This window comes from Alsobacter sp. SYSU BS001988 (genome assembly GCF_054796215.1).
Map to the genome: position 1 here is coordinate 91,414 of NZ_JBTAMK010000002.1, position 15,047 is coordinate 106,460.

General features: G+C 70.0%; 15 protein-coding genes. 4 read left to right on the plus strand and 11 right to left on the minus strand.

Annotated elements, in window-relative coordinates:
• The first annotated feature begins 90 nt into the window (after positions 1-90).
• Together ACYVO7_RS04395 and ACYVO7_RS04400 are read left to right on the plus strand one after the other, a co-directional pair.
• Complete coding sequence (locus ACYVO7_RS04395; RefSeq protein ID WP_460448635.1) at positions 91-1,017, plus strand: DMT family transporter; 927 nt, start codon at positions 91-93, stop codon at positions 1,015-1,017.
• Positions 1,014-2,267 carry an MFS transporter gene (locus ACYVO7_RS04400; protein ID WP_460448636.1) on the plus strand — a complete coding sequence of 418 codons (1,254 nt, stop codon included), beginning with the start codon at positions 1,014-1,016 and terminating at the stop codon, positions 2,265-2,267. The genes ACYVO7_RS04395 and ACYVO7_RS04400 overlap by 4 nt, the downstream gene beginning before the upstream one ends.
• Here ACYVO7_RS04400 and ACYVO7_RS04405 read toward each other — a convergent pair.
• Complete coding sequence (locus ACYVO7_RS04405) at positions 2,257-2,574, minus strand: 2Fe-2S iron-sulfur cluster-binding protein (RefSeq protein ID WP_460448637.1); 318 nt, start codon at positions 2,572-2,574, stop codon at positions 2,257-2,259. The two genes, ACYVO7_RS04400 and ACYVO7_RS04405, sit on opposite strands and share 11 nt — an antisense overlap.
• Before the next feature lie 170 nt (positions 2,575-2,744).
• Here ACYVO7_RS04405 and ACYVO7_RS04410 point away from each other — a divergent pair, with 170 nt between their 5' ends.
• Positions 2,745-3,362, plus strand: coding sequence for a helix-turn-helix domain-containing protein (locus ACYVO7_RS04410; RefSeq protein WP_460448638.1), 618 nt, complete (start codon positions 2,745-2,747; stop codon positions 3,360-3,362).
• A 3-nt stretch (positions 3,363-3,365) separates the two neighbouring features.
• On the opposite strand, the gene ACYVO7_RS04415 is transcribed toward ACYVO7_RS04410, so the two are convergent.
• The 10 genes from ACYVO7_RS04415 to ACYVO7_RS04460 all read right to left on the minus strand — a co-directional run bounded on the left by ACYVO7_RS04415 (position 3,366) and on the right by ACYVO7_RS04460 (position 14,004).
• Positions 3,366-4,307 (minus strand): c-type cytochrome, encoded by a 942-nt coding sequence (locus ACYVO7_RS04415; protein ID WP_460448639.1) that lies wholly within the window; start codon positions 4,305-4,307, stop codon positions 3,366-3,368.
• Between the two features lie 102 nt (positions 4,308-4,409).
• Positions 4,410-4,847, minus strand: coding sequence for a c-type cytochrome (locus ACYVO7_RS04420; protein WP_460448640.1), 438 nt, complete (start codon positions 4,845-4,847; stop codon positions 4,410-4,412).
• 141 nt (positions 4,848-4,988) lie between these two features.
• Positions 4,989-7,304, minus strand: a complete 2,316-nt coding sequence (locus ACYVO7_RS04425) for a xanthine dehydrogenase family protein molybdopterin-binding subunit (protein WP_460448641.1) — start codon at positions 7,302-7,304, stop codon at positions 4,989-4,991.
• A gap of 66 nt (positions 7,305-7,370) precedes the next feature.
• Complete coding sequence (locus tag ACYVO7_RS04430; RefSeq protein ID WP_460448642.1) at positions 7,371-7,715, minus strand: rhodanese-like domain-containing protein; 345 nt, start codon at positions 7,713-7,715, stop codon at positions 7,371-7,373.
• Between the two features lie 109 nt (positions 7,716-7,824).
• Positions 7,825-8,406, minus strand: a complete 582-nt coding sequence (locus ACYVO7_RS04435; protein ID WP_460448643.1) for a sarcosine oxidase subunit gamma — start codon at positions 8,404-8,406, stop codon at positions 7,825-7,827.
• Entirely contained in the window at positions 8,399-11,422 is a 3,024-nt protein-coding gene (locus ACYVO7_RS04440) for a sarcosine oxidase subunit alpha family protein (protein WP_460448644.1), read from the minus strand. The genes ACYVO7_RS04435 and ACYVO7_RS04440 overlap by 8 nt, the downstream gene beginning before the upstream one ends.
• Entirely contained in the window at positions 11,419-11,724 is a 306-nt protein-coding gene (locus ACYVO7_RS04445; protein WP_460448645.1) for a sarcosine oxidase subunit delta, read from the minus strand. The genes ACYVO7_RS04440 and ACYVO7_RS04445 overlap by 4 nt, the downstream gene beginning before the upstream one ends.
• 12 nt (positions 11,725-11,736) lie before the next feature.
• Positions 11,737-12,987, minus strand: coding sequence for a sarcosine oxidase subunit beta family protein (locus ACYVO7_RS04450; RefSeq protein ID WP_460448646.1), 1,251 nt, complete (start codon positions 12,985-12,987; stop codon positions 11,737-11,739).
• Positions 12,988-13,219: 232 nt separating this feature from the next.
• Entirely contained in the window at positions 13,220-13,792 is a 573-nt protein-coding gene (locus ACYVO7_RS04455) for a sigma-70 family RNA polymerase sigma factor (protein WP_460448647.1), read from the minus strand.
• Positions 13,789-14,004 carry a NepR family anti-sigma factor gene (locus tag ACYVO7_RS04460; RefSeq protein WP_406854150.1) on the minus strand — a complete coding sequence of 72 codons (216 nt, stop codon included), beginning with the start codon at positions 14,002-14,004 and terminating at the stop codon, positions 13,789-13,791. Before ACYVO7_RS04460 ends, ACYVO7_RS04455 begins: the two co-directional genes overlap by 4 nt.
• 164 nt (positions 14,005-14,168) lie before the next feature.
• Here ACYVO7_RS04460 and ACYVO7_RS04465 point away from each other — a divergent pair, with 164 nt between their 5' ends.
• Positions 14,169-14,981 (plus strand): response regulator, encoded by an 813-nt coding sequence (locus ACYVO7_RS04465; protein ID WP_460448648.1) that lies wholly within the window; start codon positions 14,169-14,171, stop codon positions 14,979-14,981.
• The last annotated feature ends 66 nt before the right edge of the window (positions 14,982-15,047 follow it).

A 15,047-nucleotide genomic window follows, 5' to 3' on the forward strand; every position in this document is an offset into this window, starting at 1 on the left:
CATGTCGGGACGCCGGCGCGCACAATGAAGTTTTGTCGCGGCCAGCCAAATGTGATCCTTAGACGGCGTCCGTCGTCCCACCGGCTGCTCGTGAACGCTCTCCTCGGCATCTCCCTCAAAATCGTGTCGACGATCGCGTTCACCGTGATGGCGACGATGATCAAGCTGGCCGGGAGCGGGTACCCGACGGGCCAGATCGTCTTTTTCCGCTCCTTCTTCGCCCTGATGCCGCTCTTGGTCTGGCTGGCGTCGCGCGGCGAGCTCATCGACGCGGTCCGCACCAAGCGCCCGCTCGGCCATCTGCGCCGCAGCGTCGCGGGCTCGATGGCGATGTTCTGCGGCTTCACGGCGCTCGCCCTCTTGCCGCTGCCCGACGCGACGGCCATCGGTTACGCCACGCCCCTGATCACGACCGCGCTCGCCGCGATCGTCCTCAAGGAGACCGTCAGGGTGTATCGCTGGAGCGCGCTCGGAGTCGGGTTCCTGGGCATGATCGTCATGATGCTCCCCTATTTCCAGGCGGGCGGCGTCGGCCTGACCGGGGGGAAGGCGGCGGGAGCGATGTTCGGGCTCTTGGGCGCGTTCTGCAGCGCCATCGCCTCCATCGAGACGCGCCGGCTCGCCCAGCTGGAGAAGACCGGCGCCATCGTGTTCTATTTCTCCACGACCGCGGCCGTGATCGGCGCGTCCACCCTCGTCCTGGGCTGGCGCATGCCGGACGGCCACGACGCGGCGATCCTGATGCTCGCCGGCGTGATGGGCGGGATCGGCCAGATCCTGCTGACGTCGAGCTACCGTTTCGCGCCCGCGTCCGTGATCGCCCCGTTCGACTACACCACCCTGGTCTGGGCCCTGATCGTGGGCGTTCTCGTCTTCTCCGACATCCCCGAGCCCCTGGTGGTGTTCGGGGCCGGGCTTGTGGTCGCGGCGGGCCTGTTCGTGATCTGGCGCGAGCGGCGGCTCGGGCTGGAGAACCGCAAGCGCGAGCGCGAGACGGGAGCCCAGCGCGCGACATGAGGGACGCGCCCACCCCCGACAGGACGGTTGCGCGGGCGCTGGCGGTGCTCGGCGTCACCCAGATCGCCGCCTGGGGCTCCCTGTTCTACGCCATGGCGCTGGTCGGCCCGCGCATCAGGCTCGAGACGGGCTGGTCCGACACGCTGGTCTTCGGCGGCTTCAGCGTCGCCCTGGTGACGTCCGGCCTCGCCGCCCCGCTGGCCGGCCGTCTGATCGACCGCCATGGCGGCCGGCCCGTGCTGACCGCGGGCTCGCTGCTGGGCGCCGCCGGACTGGCGTTGCTGGCGACCTCCCACGGCGCCGCCTGGTATCTGGCCGCCTGGGCGGTGATCGGCGTCGCCATGGCCGGAGCGCTCTATGATCCGGCCTTCGCCACGCTGGCCCAGCTGGCGGGGCCGCGCACCCGCACGGCGATCTCCCTGCTGACGCTGGCGGGCGGCTTCGCCTCCACCGTATCCTGGCCGCTCACGCTCTGGATGCTGGGGCGCCTGGACTGGCGCGACGTGCTGCTGGTCCACGCGGCCGGACAGGCGCTGCTCTGCGCGCCGCTTCACGCCTTCGCGCTTCCGACACGGCCGCGAGCGGGCGACGCCCCCGCCGCCGCGTCCCCCCGGCCGCTGTCCGGCGCCGCGCGGCCCTCGACACGCCGCGCGGGCCTGGACTGGACGGCGCTCGGGCTCTTCGCCCTCGTGGTGGCGGCGCACGGCTTCGTCACCAGCGCGCTGTCGGTCCACCTGGTCCGGCTCCTCGACATGCTGGGCCTGAGCGAGGGGCAGGCCGTGATCGCCGGGGTCTTCATCGGCCCGGCCCAGGTGGGCGCGCGCCTCCTCGAGCTGCTGTTCGGATCGCGGCTCAGCGCCCTGGGCCTCGGCGTCGTCGCCACGGCCATGCTGCCTTTCGCCTTCGCGCTCCTCTACGGGGCGGAGCCCTCCACCGCCGTCGCGATCCTGTTCGCGCTGATCTACGGCGCCTCGAACGGGCTCATCACCATCGCCCGCGGCGTGGTCCCGCTGGCGCTGTTCAGCCGAGACCGCTACGGCGAAGTCCTGGGCCTGATCGCCGCGCCGGCCCTGGCCACGAAATCGGCGGCGCCGATCGTGTTCGCCGCGTTCATGATCGGCTGGGGCGCCAACGGCACCGTGGCGCTGTGCGGCGCGCTCGGGATCCTGGCCGCCGGCGCGATGCTGGTCCTGGGCGCGATCCGCAGGCGCGCCGGAGACGCCGTCGAGCCGCCTTCCCTCAGCCGCTGACCGGCGCGAGGGTGACCTCAAGCCCGTCCAGGCTCTCGTCCCAGAGGATCTGGCAGGACAGGCGCGAGGCCGCGGAGGCCGCCGGCAGCATGTCCAGCTGCGCCTCCTCGTCGTCCCGGGCGGGGTGCAGGCGGGCCATCCAGTCCGGTGAAACGAACACGTGACAGGTGCCGCACTCGGCTGCGCCGCCGCACAGCCCCTCCATGGGCAGGCCCCAGTCGCGGATGATCTCCATGACGCGCCAGCCCTCGGCGGCTTCGAGCGTATGTCTTTGGCCCGCTTGGTCGATGACGTGGATGACGCCCATCAGAACGGGCCGCCGCCGGCCGGCCGCGGAGCGGTCGCCCGCCTTGTGCGACGGCGGGGAGAATCATCCGGCTTTACAAACGGTCGTTCGTTTTTCAAAACAGACTCCGAACGGGTTTCGAGCAGCGCCCGCCCGGCCGGGCCGGCGCTCCGCTCCTGGAGGATCGCGGTATGGGCGTCGAAGGCCGTGACAGAGTCAAGGTGATGGACATCGGCGCGCACGCTCTCTCCGGCCAACTCGGAAAGACGATCCAGCGCCTCAGGAAGGCCTACAACCTGTCCTTGTCGGAACTCGCCGAACAGTCCGGCGTGGCCAAGTCGATCATCAGCCAGATCGAGCGCAACGAGACCAATCCGACGCTGGCCACCATCTGGCGGCTCTCGCAGGCCCTGGACGTCTCCATTGAGCGGGTCCTGTCGAGCGGCGATGACGAGCCCTTCATCGACAAGACCACCAAGGGCGACACGCCCATCCTGATGTCCGACGACGGCAAGGTCCGCCTCGGCATCATCGGCTGGATCAAGACGGTGGAATGGCTCCAGTGGTACGACGTCCAGGCCGAGCCGGGCGGCGTGCTGGACTCCGACGCCCACCAGCGCGGCTCCATCGAGTGCCTGTCGGTGATCGAGGGCGAGTTCGAGGTGGAGGTCGGCGACCAGATCCAGCGCGCCAAGGCGGGCGAGACCCTGCGCTACCGGTGCGACCGCCCGCACAGCGTGCGCTGCGTGGCCACCACGCCGAGCCACGCCACGATGGTGTGCATCCTTAAGGCGGCCGTGATGGACTGAGCGTCAGCCGCCCGCCTTGGGCGGCCGGGGCGGGCTTGGGACCGGCGGAAGGCTCTTCAGATACTCCGCCATGGCGGCGCGGTCGGCGTCGGTCAGTTGTGAGGTGTTGCGGATCACCGGGGCCATGGAGCCGCCGACCGCGTCGTATTCGGGCGTGAAGCCCGTCTTGAGCAGCTCGACGATGTCGGACTTCGACCAGGAGGCGAGGCCCGCCTTGTCCTGCGTGAGGTTGGGCGTGAAGCCCTTCCCCTCCGGGTCCGGTCCGCCGGAGAAGCGCTTGTCCGCGACGATCGCGCCCGCCACGTTGCGGGGCGAGTGGCACTCGGCGCAGTGACCGGGGCCCTCGACGAGGTAGCGGCCGCGGTTCCATTCAGGGCTCTTGGCGGGATCGGGCTGGATCGCCTGTCCGTCCAGGAAAGCGAGCTTCCACAGCCCGAGGCCGCGCCGGATGGTGAACGGGAACGGCAGGTCGTGGTCGCGCACGCGGCCTCCGGCCGGCGGCAGCGTCTTGATGAAGGCGAAAACGTCGGCGAGGTCGGCCGAGGCCATCCGCTGGTAGGAGGTGTAGGGGAAGGCCGGGTAGTAGTGCCGCCCATCGGGCGAGACGCCTTCCCGCATGGCCCGGATGAAGGCCTGCATGGTCCAGCCGCCGATTCCGTCGACCGGGTCCGGCGAGATGTTGGGGACGTAGAAGGTCCCGAAGGGCGAATGCAGGGCCAGCCCGCCGCCCAGCTTCGTGCGGTCGTCCTGGCCGGGGACGGCGTGGCAGGAGGGGCATCCGCCCGCGTAGAAAAGCTCGCGGCCATTGTCCAGATTCGCCGCGGCCGGAACGGAGACGTCCGGCTTGCCGCGCAGCAGCTCATGGAACGCCGGCGCCGTGAGGACCCAGAAGCCCGCGCCCGTTAAGGCGGCCAGGGCCAGGACGGCGGGGACGAGTCTCTTCATCGGGGCCTCTGCGTCAGGCGTCGCACATGAGTGGGCCGCGGTCCCTGCTCAGGTCCGCGGCCCGGTCGAAAGGGGGCGCGCCGTGTGGAGCCGCCCGTCAGGTCAGCTCTTCTTGACGCGATAGCTCTCGTGGCAGCCGCCGCAGTTTTTCAGCACGGCCGGGAAATTCGCCTTGAAGCTGGCTTCGTCCTTGATCTCGGCGGAGGCCTTCACGGCGTCGGCCTCGAACTTCTGGAAGGCGGCCTTGAAGCCGGCCATGTCGTCCCAGATCTTCGGCGCGGCGGTCGTCTCGCCGCCGGTCTTGGAGTTCTCCGGGAACAGGCCGGGCATCTTCTTGGCGGCGTCCTGGTAGGTGGCGAGAGCCTTCTGCACCTTGGCCAGGTCGAAAGCCGTCTCGCCCTTCAGCATGCCGCCGGGGTCCTTGGTCGCTCCGCCGACGCTCTTCATGACGTCGCGGCGCTGCGCGATCACGTCGCCCTGCGCGAACACGACGGTGGCGCCCAGGCTGACGACAGCGGCGGCGATGATGGCTCGGATCATAAACTTCCTCCTGGCCCGTTCGTGACGGGTCTGCTTCGCTCCGATCGCGAAAGTGCAGCTTTATCGTCGGCCACGCGACAACAGGACACGCAAAGCTGAAGTTGCACAATCGCAAGTTCAACTTTGCGTTATCCGCGTGGATCAGGCGGCGGCCTTGCTAGCGCCGTTGATCGCGGCGAAAACCCGGTCCGGGGTCGCCGGCATGTCGATGTCGCGGATCCCGTAGGCCCGGTCGAGGGCGTCCACGACGGCGTTCATCACGGCCGGGCAGGACCCGATCGACCCCGCCTCGCCCGCGCCCTTCATGCCGAGCGGGTTGGTCGTGGACGGCACGTTGCGGGTCTCGAAATGGAGGAAGGGCACGTCTCCCGCGCGCGGCAGGCAGTAGTCCATGAAGCTGGCCGTCACGAGCTGGCCCTCCTCGTCGAAGACGGTCTTCTCCAGGAGCGCCTGGCCGATGCCCTGGACGACGCCGCCATGCACCTGCCCGGCGAGGAGCAGCGGGTTCACCGCGATGCCGAAATCGTCGCAGATCGTGTAGCGCACGACCTTGGCGACCCCGGTCTCCACGTCGATCTCGACCTCGGCGATGTGCGTGCCGTTCGGATAGGTCGCGTTGGGCGGGGTGAAATCGCCCTCCCCGGTGCGGGCCTCGCGGGTCGCTTCGGGCAGGTTCGCCAGCTCGGCGAAGTCGATGCGCCGGTCGGTGCCGACCACCCTCACGCCGCCGTCGGCGACTTCGAGGTCGACCACGCTGGCCTCCAGCTTCTGCGACGCCAGCTCCTTCAGCTTCTCGGCCAGCTTCTCGGACGCGACATAGACCGAAACGCCGCCCACCGGAATGGAGCGGGAGCCTCCGGTGCCGTGCCCCGTCTTGATCTGCTGGGTGTCGCCCTGCACCACCTTGATCCGGTCGAGCGGGAGATCGAGATGCTGCGCCGCGAACTGGGCGTAGGCCGTGGCGTGCCCCTGGCCGTTCGACTGCGTGCCCGAATAGACCGTCACGGTGCCGTCGGTCTCCAGGCGGATCTCGACGTCCTCGCCCTCGCCCCAGGCGGTGCATTCGATATAGGTCGCCATGCCGATGCCCAGGATCTTGCCGTCCTTGCGGGCGGCGCGCAGGCGGTCCTTGAAGCCGGCCCAGTCGGCCGCTTCGATGGCGCGGGTCATGTGCTGGTCGAAGTCGCCGCTGTCATAGGTCCGGTCGCCGATCGGGGTCGTGTAGGGCATCGCCTTGGCGGGGATGAAATTGCGGCGGCGGATCTGCTCGGGCCTGAGTCCCATCTCGCGCGCCGCGCGGTCGACAAGGCGCTCCAGCAGATAGGCCGCCTCGGGACGCCCCGCCCCGCGATAGGCGTCCACCGGGACCGTGTTGGTGTAGACGCCCCGGACCCGGACATGCAGGGCCGGCGTGCGATACACGCCGGTCATCATGGTGCCGCCCAGGAAGGGAATGTAGGGGCCGAACTGCGACGCATAGGCGCCGATATTGCCCAGGATGTCGAAGCGCATCGCCAGGAAGCGGCCGGACTCGTCCATCGCCACTTCGCCCACGGCGAAGTTGTCGCGTCCCTGGGCGTCGCCCATGAAATGGTCCGAGCGGTCGGCGATCCAGCGCACCGGGCGCTTGAGGCGCTTGGCGGCTTCCGCGGCGAGCGGGTATTCCCGATAGCAGAAGGTCTTGGTGCCGAATCCGCCGCCCACGTCGCCGGTGACGACCCGGATCTTCTCCGGCTTGATCTTGAGGACGCCCTCGGCCAGCGTGTCGCGGATGCCATGCACGCCCTGGCTGGACAGCGTCAGCGTGTAGCTCGCCGTCTTCGCGTCGTACTCGGCGATGACGCCGCGGGTCTCCATGTAGTTGGTGACCAGCCGGTTGTTCTCGATCTCCAGACGCACGACCTTGTCGGCCGCCGCGAAGGCGGCGTCGACCTTGGCCTTGTCGCCCATCTCCGAATCATAAGCGAGGTTGCCGGGCTGCTGCTCCCACACGGCGGGCGCGCCGGGCTTGATCGCGGCGCGCATGTCGATCGCGGCGGGGAGCGTCTGCCAGTCGATCGCGATCGCCTCGGCCGCGTCCTTGGCCTGGTTCACGGTCTCGGCCACGACGAAGGCGACGGCGTCGCCGACATGCTTGGCCACGCCCTTGGCCAGCACCGGGATATGGGCCACCAGGTTCTGCGTGCCGTCCGTGTTGGGCAGCGGCGCCTGGCAGGGCACATCGCCGAGGTGAGCCACGTCCGCCGCCGTCAGGATGAGCTTCACGCCCTTCATGGCGCGCGCCGCCTCCAGGTCGGTGAAGGCGAACCGGGCATGGGCGTAGGGGCTGCGCAGCACCACCGCTTCGAGCTGCCTCTCGGGCGCGTAATCGGCGGTGTAGCGGCCGCCGCCGACCAACAGGCGGTGGTCCTCGACGCGACGGAGCGGCTGGCCGATTCCGAACTTCTTGACGGTCATGATGGTCCTCAGCGAAGGCGTGAGACAGGCGTGCGGATGAGCGGGAGGGCGGCGGAACGGACCGGGTCAGGCGCCGGTTTCGACGGGCTCGCCATGGGCCACCCAGTCCAGGAAGCCGCCTGCGTAATGCGCGTCGGCCTTGACCCCGCCCGCCGCGGCGGCCGCGGCCGCGGTCAGCGACCGCTTGCCGGACCGGCAGGACAGCACGAGGCGGCGCGAACCCGGATCGGGAAGGGCTGCGGGATCGAAGGTGGATAGGGGGAACAGCACCGAACCCGGGATATGTCCCGCCTCCCACTCATGCGGCTCGCGCACGTCCACCAGGAGGATGGACCCGTTGGCGAGACCCGCCTTGATGTCCTCGACGCCAAGATCCTCGACCTGAGGCGCCGCGCGGCCGAACCCAAACATGCAGGAAGCTCCGAAGTGGTCTCGGACCGGACTTTAGACGATCCCTCACGCTTGGCCAGAGCGGCCAGGCGCGGGGCCGCGCGTCGCTCCACGCAGGCCGCGGCCTGCGTCAGCTGACGGCGTTCTCGCGGCGCACGGCGTCCAGCAGGCCGTACACATAGGGCGCGAAGGACCGCCAGACCTCGACATGGAATCGCTCCGGATCCGTCCGCCACAGGACGATCTCGGCCTTCTCGAAGATCGTGCGGGCGCACATGCCGACCGGGAAGGCGCCGGGCGACAGGTCGAGCGGGACCGCCGCGTTCAGCGCGAGGGCGGCGCCCGGGCCTTCGACGATCAGGCCGGTCTGCCTGTGCGAGACCTCGACCAGGCTGTGCGGGACGCCGGCGAGGCGCTCGGACAGCGCAAGGCCCATCGCGGCCGCGCCCTCCGCCGGACCGATCAGCAGCCACTCGTCGGGCCCGAGCCACAGGGCGGCCCAGCCGGCGCCCGTGGCTGAGCGCAGCGGCGCGACCGGCGCATCCAGGCCCAGGACCGAACTCGCCGCAGCCGCGGCGTCTTCGCCCCGCAGGATGAAGCGGGCGGCGGGGCCCCCGTCGGACAGCAGCACGCCGCCGAAGGCGCCCATGTCGGCCGGAAAGCCGCCGAGCGGCGAGACGCGGCGCGCCGGCGTTGCAGAGGCGTCAGCCATCGAGGCGGCTCCCGTCCTTGTCGTAGAAGATCGGCGCGGCGACCACCGCCGGCACGGCGCCGCCCGGCATGGGGATGAAGACCGTCTCGCCCATGCGGGCGCGCCCGCCGGCCAGCAGCCCCATGGCGATGGAGCGGCCGAGGGCCGCGCTCCGGTAGGACGAGGTGACATGCCCGAGCGCCGGAGCGCCCCGCACCGGCGTCGCCTCCGCGGCGATCTGCGCGCCCTCTTCGAGGACGGCCGACGGGTCCTCGGTGAGCAGGCCGACCAGCTGCTTGCGATTCGGGGCGGTCATGTCGGGCCGGACGAGCGAGCGCTTGCCCACGAAGTCGGGCTTCGCCTTGCCGATGGCCCAGTCGAGACCGAGATCGTTCGGCGTGACGGTGCCGTCCGTCTCCTGCCCCACGATGATGTAGCCCTTCTCGGCGCGCAGCACATGCATCGCCTCGGTGCCGTAGGCGACCATGCCGTGCTGGCGGCCCGCGGCCCAGATCGCCTCCCAGACGGCCTCGCCATGATCGGCCGGCACGTTGACCTCGAAGCCGAGCTCGCCCGTGAAGCTGACCCGGAACAGCCGCATCGGAACGCCCAGGATCGTCCCCTCGCGCACGCTCATATGAGGCATGGCGCCGGCCGACATGTCGACGCCCTCGACCAGGGTCTCCAGCGCCTTGCGGGCGTTCGGCCCCTGAACGGCGATGACGGCCCACTGCTCGGTCGTGGAGGTGAGCCAGACGTTGAGGTCGGTGAACTCGGTCTGGAGATAGTCCTCCATATGGGCGAGCACGCGCGGCGCGCCGCCGGTGGTGGTCGTGACATGGAACCGGTCAGGCGCCAGCCGGCCGATCACGCCGTCGTCCATCACGAACCCGGCCTCGCTGAGCATCAGCCCGTAGCGGCAACGCCCGGTCTCGAGCTTGGTCCACGGATTGGTGTAGAGCCGGTTCATGAACTCGGCCGCGTCCGGCCCGACGACCTCGATCTTGCCCAGCGTGGACGCGTCGAAGATCCCGCACGCCTCCCGCACCGCCAGGCATTCCCGGGCCACGGCCGCGTGCATGTCCTCGCCGGGGCGGGGGAAATACCAGGCCCGCTTCCACAGGCTCACATCCTCGAACACGGCGCCGTTGGCGGCGGCCCAGCGATGCGTCGGCGTCTTGCGGGCGGGGTCGAAGAACTCGCCCCGGGAGTGGCCGGCGAAACTGCCGAAGGTCACCGGCGTGTAGGGCGCCCGGAAGGTGGTGAGCCCGACTTCGGGGACCGACCTATCGAGCGCGCCGGCGGCGATCGCCAGGCCGTTCATGTTGGAGGTCTTGCCCTGGTCCGTCGCCATGCCGGTCGTGGTGTAGCGCTTGACGTGCTCGATGGACCGGAAGCCCTCGCGCACCGCCAGCCGGATATCCTTGGCGGTGACGTCGTTCTGGAAGTCGACGAAGGCTTTGACCTTTTGGGGATCGCGGTGATGCGGGACGGCGCCGCGGAACCCTCCGCCGACCGGCGCGATCTCGCCGGAGACGGCCCGATCCGGGACATCGGCCGTCGCCGCGGCCCGGCACAGCGCGGCGGCGGACGCGGCCAGGCCGGCGCGATGGCCTTCGGCGAGGCCGGCCGCGATTCCGAACGTCCCGTTGCAGGCCCCCACCGACGCCTGGTCCTGCGCGGCGGCGCCGGGCAGGAAGACGCCCCGCGCCTCGTCGAAGCGCAGCTTCCCGCGCGACTGGGAGAACAGGTGGACGGCCGGCGTGAAGCCGCCCCCCATCAGGACCACGTCGCAGGCGAGGCGCTCGGTGGGCTTGACGGTCCCGTCCGCCGCGAGCTTGCCGATCTCCACGCCGGAGACGCGCAGGCGGCCCGAGACGCCGGTGACCACCGTCGAGACCAGCACCCGCAGGGCGTTGGAGTTCGCCGCGAAGGCGGCGGCCTCGCCCGGCTCCGGCCGGATGTCCACGATGGCGCTGATGGCGACGCCCGCCGAGGCGAGGTCGACCGCCGCCGCATAGGCGCTGTCGTCGGCGGCGAAGACCACGGCGCGGGCGCCGGGCCTCACGCCGTAGCGGTTCGCCAGCGTCCGGGCCGCGCTGGCCAGCATGACGCCGGGCCGGTCGTTGTCGGGGAAGACGAGAGGCTGTTCGATGGCGCCGGCGGCCAGCACGACCTGGCGGGCGCGCACCTTCCACAGCCGCTCGCGGGGCGCGTCGGCCGGGGCCGTGGCGAGATGGTCGGTGAGGCGCTGCGCCAGCCCGAGGAAGTTCTGCGCGTAATAGCCGAAGGCCTGCGTGCGCGGCAGGAGCGTCACGTTCCGGCGCCCGGCCAGTTCGGCGACCGCATTGGCCGCCCAGTCCGGGGCCGGCGATCCGTCGATCGCGACATGCGCCTCCCCGAGCAGGCCGCCGCCCATCTCGGCCTGCTCGTCGCACAGGATCACCCGGGCCGCGCCGTCCTGCGAGGCGGCGAGGGCCGCCGCGAGGCCGGCCGCGCCGGCGCCCACGACCAGCACGTCGCAATGGGCGTAGCGATGGGTGTAGTGGTCGGGGTCCTCCTGGGAGGGCGCGACGCCGAGGCCCGCGGCCCGGCGGATGAACGGCTCGTAGAGGCCCGCCCAGGCGCCCGCCGGGGCCATGAAGGTCTTGTAGTAGAAGCCGGCGCTGAAGACGCCGGGCGGGACGAGATCGTTCACCTCGCCGACATCGAAGCCCAGGGTCGGCCAGCGGTTCTGGCTGAAGGCGACGAGCCCGTCATAGAGCTCGACCTGCGTGGCCCGGAGATTGGGCGTGGACCGCCCTCCCCCCTTCGACACCGTCACGAGCGCGTTCGGCTCCTCCGCGCCGGCGCCCACGATCCCGCGCGGCCGGTGATACTTGAAGGAGCGCCCCATCAGGTGAACGCCGTTGGCGATCAGCGCCGAGGCCAGCGTATCGCCCGGATGCCCGGCGTAGCGCCGTCCGTCGAAGGAGAACGAGATCTCGCGCGAGCGGTCGACCCGTCCGCCTGCGGGCATGCGGAAGCTGGAGCTCATCGCCCGGTCTCCCGCGCCAGCCGCTCGAGATCCGGCCGCGGATCCGAAGGCTTGTAGGTGGTCAGGATCTTGTCCGACACCGTGTGGCGGACCGCGTTGAAGAAGCGCCCGCAGCCGGACGCGTGCCGCCACCGCTCCGCGTGGACGCCCTTGGGATTGGTGCGGAAATACAGGAACTCCGCCCAGTCCTGGTCCGAGACGGCGGACGGGTCCGCCGGGCGGGCGATGTGCGCCTCGCCGCCATAGCGGAATTCGAGTTCGGGCCGGTCCATGTCGCAGAACGGGCAGCGGATGAGGAGCATGATGCGTCTGACCTAATGGGCGACGGCGGCGGCGGCCGCTTCGTCGATCAGCCGGCCGGTGCGGAAGCGGTCCAGCGTGAAGGCGGCGTTGATGGGGTGCGGCTCCCCTCGCGCCACCGTGTAGGCGAAGACGTCGCCGGAGCCGGGAGTCGCCTTGAAGCCGCCCGTCCCCCAGCCGCAATTCACGAACAGGCCGGGCACGGGCGTCTTGCCGATGATGGGGGACCGGTCCGGCGTGACGTCGACGATGCCGCCCCAGTTCCGGAGCATGCGCAGGCGGCGCACCATGGGAAACAGCTCGCAGATGGCGTCGAGCGTGTGCGAGGAGATGTGCAGCCCCCCGGTCTGGGAATAGGACGTGTAGGCGTCCGTCCCGGCCCCGATGACGAGCTCTCCCTTGTCGGACTGCGACATGTAGGCGTGGATGGTGTTGGACATCACCACGCAGGGCATCAGCGGCTTGACCGGCTCGGAGACGAGCGCCTGGAGCGGATAGCTCTCCAGCGGCATGCGCACGTCCGCCATGCTCATCACCACGCTGGTGTGGCCCGCCGCGACCACGCCGAGCCGCGAGGTGGCGATCGGCCCCCTGCTGGTCTCGATCCCGGAGACGGCGCCGCGGGCGTCGCGCCGGATCGCCGTGACCTCGCAGTTCTGGATGATGTCCACGCCCATCGCGCTGGCCGCGCGGGCGTAGCCCCAGGCCACCGCGTCGTGCCGGGCCACGCCGCCGCGCCGCTGCAGGGCTGCGCCCATGATGGGGTAGCGGATGTCGGGCGAGATGTTGAGGATGGGGCAGAACGCCTTCGCCTCCGCCGGCGAGAGCCATTCGTTGTCGATGCCCTGCAGCCGGTTGGCGTGCACGTGGCGCTTGCCGACCTGAACGTCATGCGTGTTGTGGGCCAGCATCATGACCCCGCGCGGGGAGTACATGACGTTGTAGTTCAGGTCCTGCGACAGGCCCTCCCACAGCTTGAGGGAGTGCTCGTACAGGCCCTGGCTTTCCTCCCAGAGATAGTTGGAGCGGATGATAGTGGTGTTCCGGCCCGTATTGCCGCCGCCCAGCCAGCCGCGCTCGACGACCGCGATGTTGCGCATGCCATGGTCGCGGGCCATGTAGTAGGCCGTCGCCAGCCCGTGGCCGCCGCCGCCGACGATGACGGCGTCGTAGGACGCCTTCGGCTCGGGCGAACGCCACTGCTCCGGCCAGCCGGTGTTGCCGGTCAGGGCCTGCCTGAGCAGGCTGAAGGCTGAAAATCGCACGGTCGCCGTCTCCGCTCGCCTGTCGCCGCCGCAGCTCCGGCGCCGTCGAGGCCATGGCCAAGCCGGCGCCAGAGTGGGCGACCTTCTCTAGGAGCGTTTCGTTTTCGGCGCAGCAAAATTGTCCAAACCCGGCGCCGCGACATTCGTCCCGGGCGAAAGTCCACGCCCGGGCCGCGGACCGCGCGGTCCGCTCCCGGGTTTCAGTCTGTGGACGAGAGAGGCCGCGGCCGGGTCACTCCCCGGCCCGGAGCAGTTTGTCTCCCACCGATTCGGCGGACTGCCACTGGCTTTCGCCGCCGAAGCCCTCTTCCGACGCCATGGCGAGGAGCTGGCCCAGCCGGTTGCGGGCGCGGTTGACGCGGCTCTTCATGGTTCCGACGGCGCAGCCGCAAATGTCGGCGGCCTCCTCGTAGGACATCCCCGACGCGCCCACCAGGATCAGCGCCTCGCGCTGGTCGGGCGACAGCTGCTGCAGCGCCTCCTGGAAATCGAGGAAGTCCATGTGGGCGTTCTGGGACGGCGCGGACGCGAGACGGGCCGCGATCTGCCCTTCCGGATCGGCCACCTCGCGGCGGCGCTTGCGGTATTCGGAGTAGAAGATGTTGCGAAGGATGGTGAACAGCCACGCGGACATGTTCGTGCCTTCGGTGAAGGAGCCCAGATTTGTCCAGGCCTTCACGAGGGTTTCCTGCACCAGGTCGTCGGCGCGGTCGATGTTGCCTGAAAGCGACATGGCGAACGCACGCAGGCTGGGGATCGCCCCGAGCAGTTCGGCCTTCAGGCTACTGCTGCCCTGCGGGTTCATTCAGCGTCTCCGAGTTTCTCGTCGAGCTTGTCCATGAGTTCGCGGAACCGATCCGGAACTGGCTGGTTAAGAACGTCGTCATAGACGGCGCGCAACTGCCGCCCGATATGGTCCTGGATCTGGGGAACCATCCCGGGCGCTTGATCATGCGCTGATTGTCCCGGGCCCGAGATTTCGGGATCCGAGTGCCGAGCACTCTTCTTCTGCGTCATCGCCACCCTCCGGGATGCCCGGGCCACGTGAACCCGAGCGACGCTATGATACCGGCACCCAACGCCCAGCCGCGCTCCCGGTTCCCGGATGGCGGGAACCTTTTTTTCAGTCGTACGTTGGAGCGCAATGCCGAGCTCATGCCGCGGTCATCTTTGGGGGCTTTATGCCGATCTCTCAGGCCATCTCACCACATCTTCCCTATATGCGGCGCTTCGCCCGCGCTCTGACGGGCAACCAACGCATTGGGGACGTTTACGTTCAGGCGACCCTTGAATCGATCGTGTCGGATCCGACCCGCATCGACACCAGCGGCGACGTGCGCATCTCGCTTTACCGGCTGCTGCTGGAGGTCTGGCGCTCGGTGCCGATCAACGCGCAGCTCGACCCGGCGCTGCCCGCCGTGGAGCTCGGCGCGCAGCGCAGCCTCGACGCGATGACGCCGCGCTCGCGCATCGCCTTCCTGCTGCGCTCGCTGGAAGGCTTCAGCACCTCCGAAGTCGCCCAGACGCTCGACTGCTCGCTGGGCGAGGCGCAGGCGCTCCTCGACGCCGCCGGCCGGGAGCTCGCCGACCAGATCAAGACCGATGTCCTGATCATCGAGGACGAGCCGCTGATCGCGCTCGACCTGCAGAGCCTGGTGGAGGACCTGGGTCACCGCGTGGTCGACATCGCCCGCACCCACCGCGAGGCGGTCGCTTCGATCCAGAAGCTCCGGCCCGGCCTGATCCTCGCCGACATCCAGCTCGCCGACGGCTCCTCGGGCCTGGAGGCCGTGAACGAGATCCTGGGCACCCTCGAAGTGCCGGTCATCTTCATCACCGCCTATCCGGAGCGGTTCCTGACGGGCAGCCGGCCCGAGCCGGCCTTCCTGATCACCAAGCCCTTCCTCACCGACACTGTGAAGGCGGTGATCAGCCAGGCCCTGTTCTTCCAGCGCCGCGCGCAGCGGACCGACAAGGTTCCGCTCACCGCCTGAAAGGCTGAATCCCCGCGTGAAGGACCTCGCACGGGGATTTCGCGACTTCTCGTAAAAGGCGAAGAA

Excerpts from the sequence above, each read along its gene's own strand:
- ACYVO7_RS04430 (WP_460448642.1), bottom strand. The coding sequence starts at position 7,715 with ATGTTTGGGTTCGGCCGCGCGGCGCCTCAGGTCGAGGATCTTGGCGTC.
- ACYVO7_RS04420 (WP_460448640.1), bottom strand. The coding sequence starts at position 4,847 with ATGATCCGAGCCATCATCGCCGCCGCTGTCGTCAGCCTGGGCGCCACC.
- ACYVO7_RS04415 (WP_460448639.1), bottom strand. The coding sequence starts at position 4,307 with ATGAAGAGACTCGTCCCCGCCGTCCTGGCCCTGGCCGCCTTAACGGGC.
- ACYVO7_RS04465 (WP_460448648.1), top strand. The coding sequence starts at position 14,169 with ATGCCGATCTCTCAGGCCATCTCACCACATCTTCCCTATATGCGGCGC.
- ACYVO7_RS04435 (WP_460448643.1), bottom strand. The coding sequence starts at position 8,406 with ATGGCTGACGCCTCTGCAACGCCGGCGCGCCGCGTCTCGCCGCTCGGC.
- ACYVO7_RS04410 (WP_460448638.1), top strand. The coding sequence starts at position 2,745 with ATGGGCGTCGAAGGCCGTGACAGAGTCAAGGTGATGGACATCGGCGCG.
- ACYVO7_RS04440 (WP_460448644.1), bottom strand. The coding sequence starts at position 11,422 with ATGAGCTCCAGCTTCCGCATGCCCGCAGGCGGACGGGTCGACCGCTCG.
- ACYVO7_RS04405 (WP_460448637.1), bottom strand. The coding sequence starts at position 2,574 with ATGGGCGTCATCCACGTCATCGACCAAGCGGGCCAAAGACATACGCTC.
- ACYVO7_RS04455 (WP_460448647.1), bottom strand. The coding sequence starts at position 13,792 with ATGAACCCGCAGGGCAGCAGTAGCCTGAAGGCCGAACTGCTCGGGGCG.
- ACYVO7_RS04425 (WP_460448641.1), bottom strand. The coding sequence starts at position 7,304 with ATGACCGTCAAGAAGTTCGGAATCGGCCAGCCGCTCCGTCGCGTCGAG.
- ACYVO7_RS04460 (WP_406854150.1), bottom strand. The coding sequence starts at position 14,004 with ATGACGCAGAAGAAGAGTGCTCGGCACTCGGATCCCGAAATCTCGGGC.
- ACYVO7_RS04445 (WP_460448645.1), bottom strand. The coding sequence starts at position 11,724 with ATGCTCCTCATCCGCTGCCCGTTCTGCGACATGGACCGGCCCGAACTC.
- ACYVO7_RS04400 (WP_460448636.1), top strand. The coding sequence starts at position 1,014 with ATGAGGGACGCGCCCACCCCCGACAGGACGGTTGCGCGGGCGCTGGCG.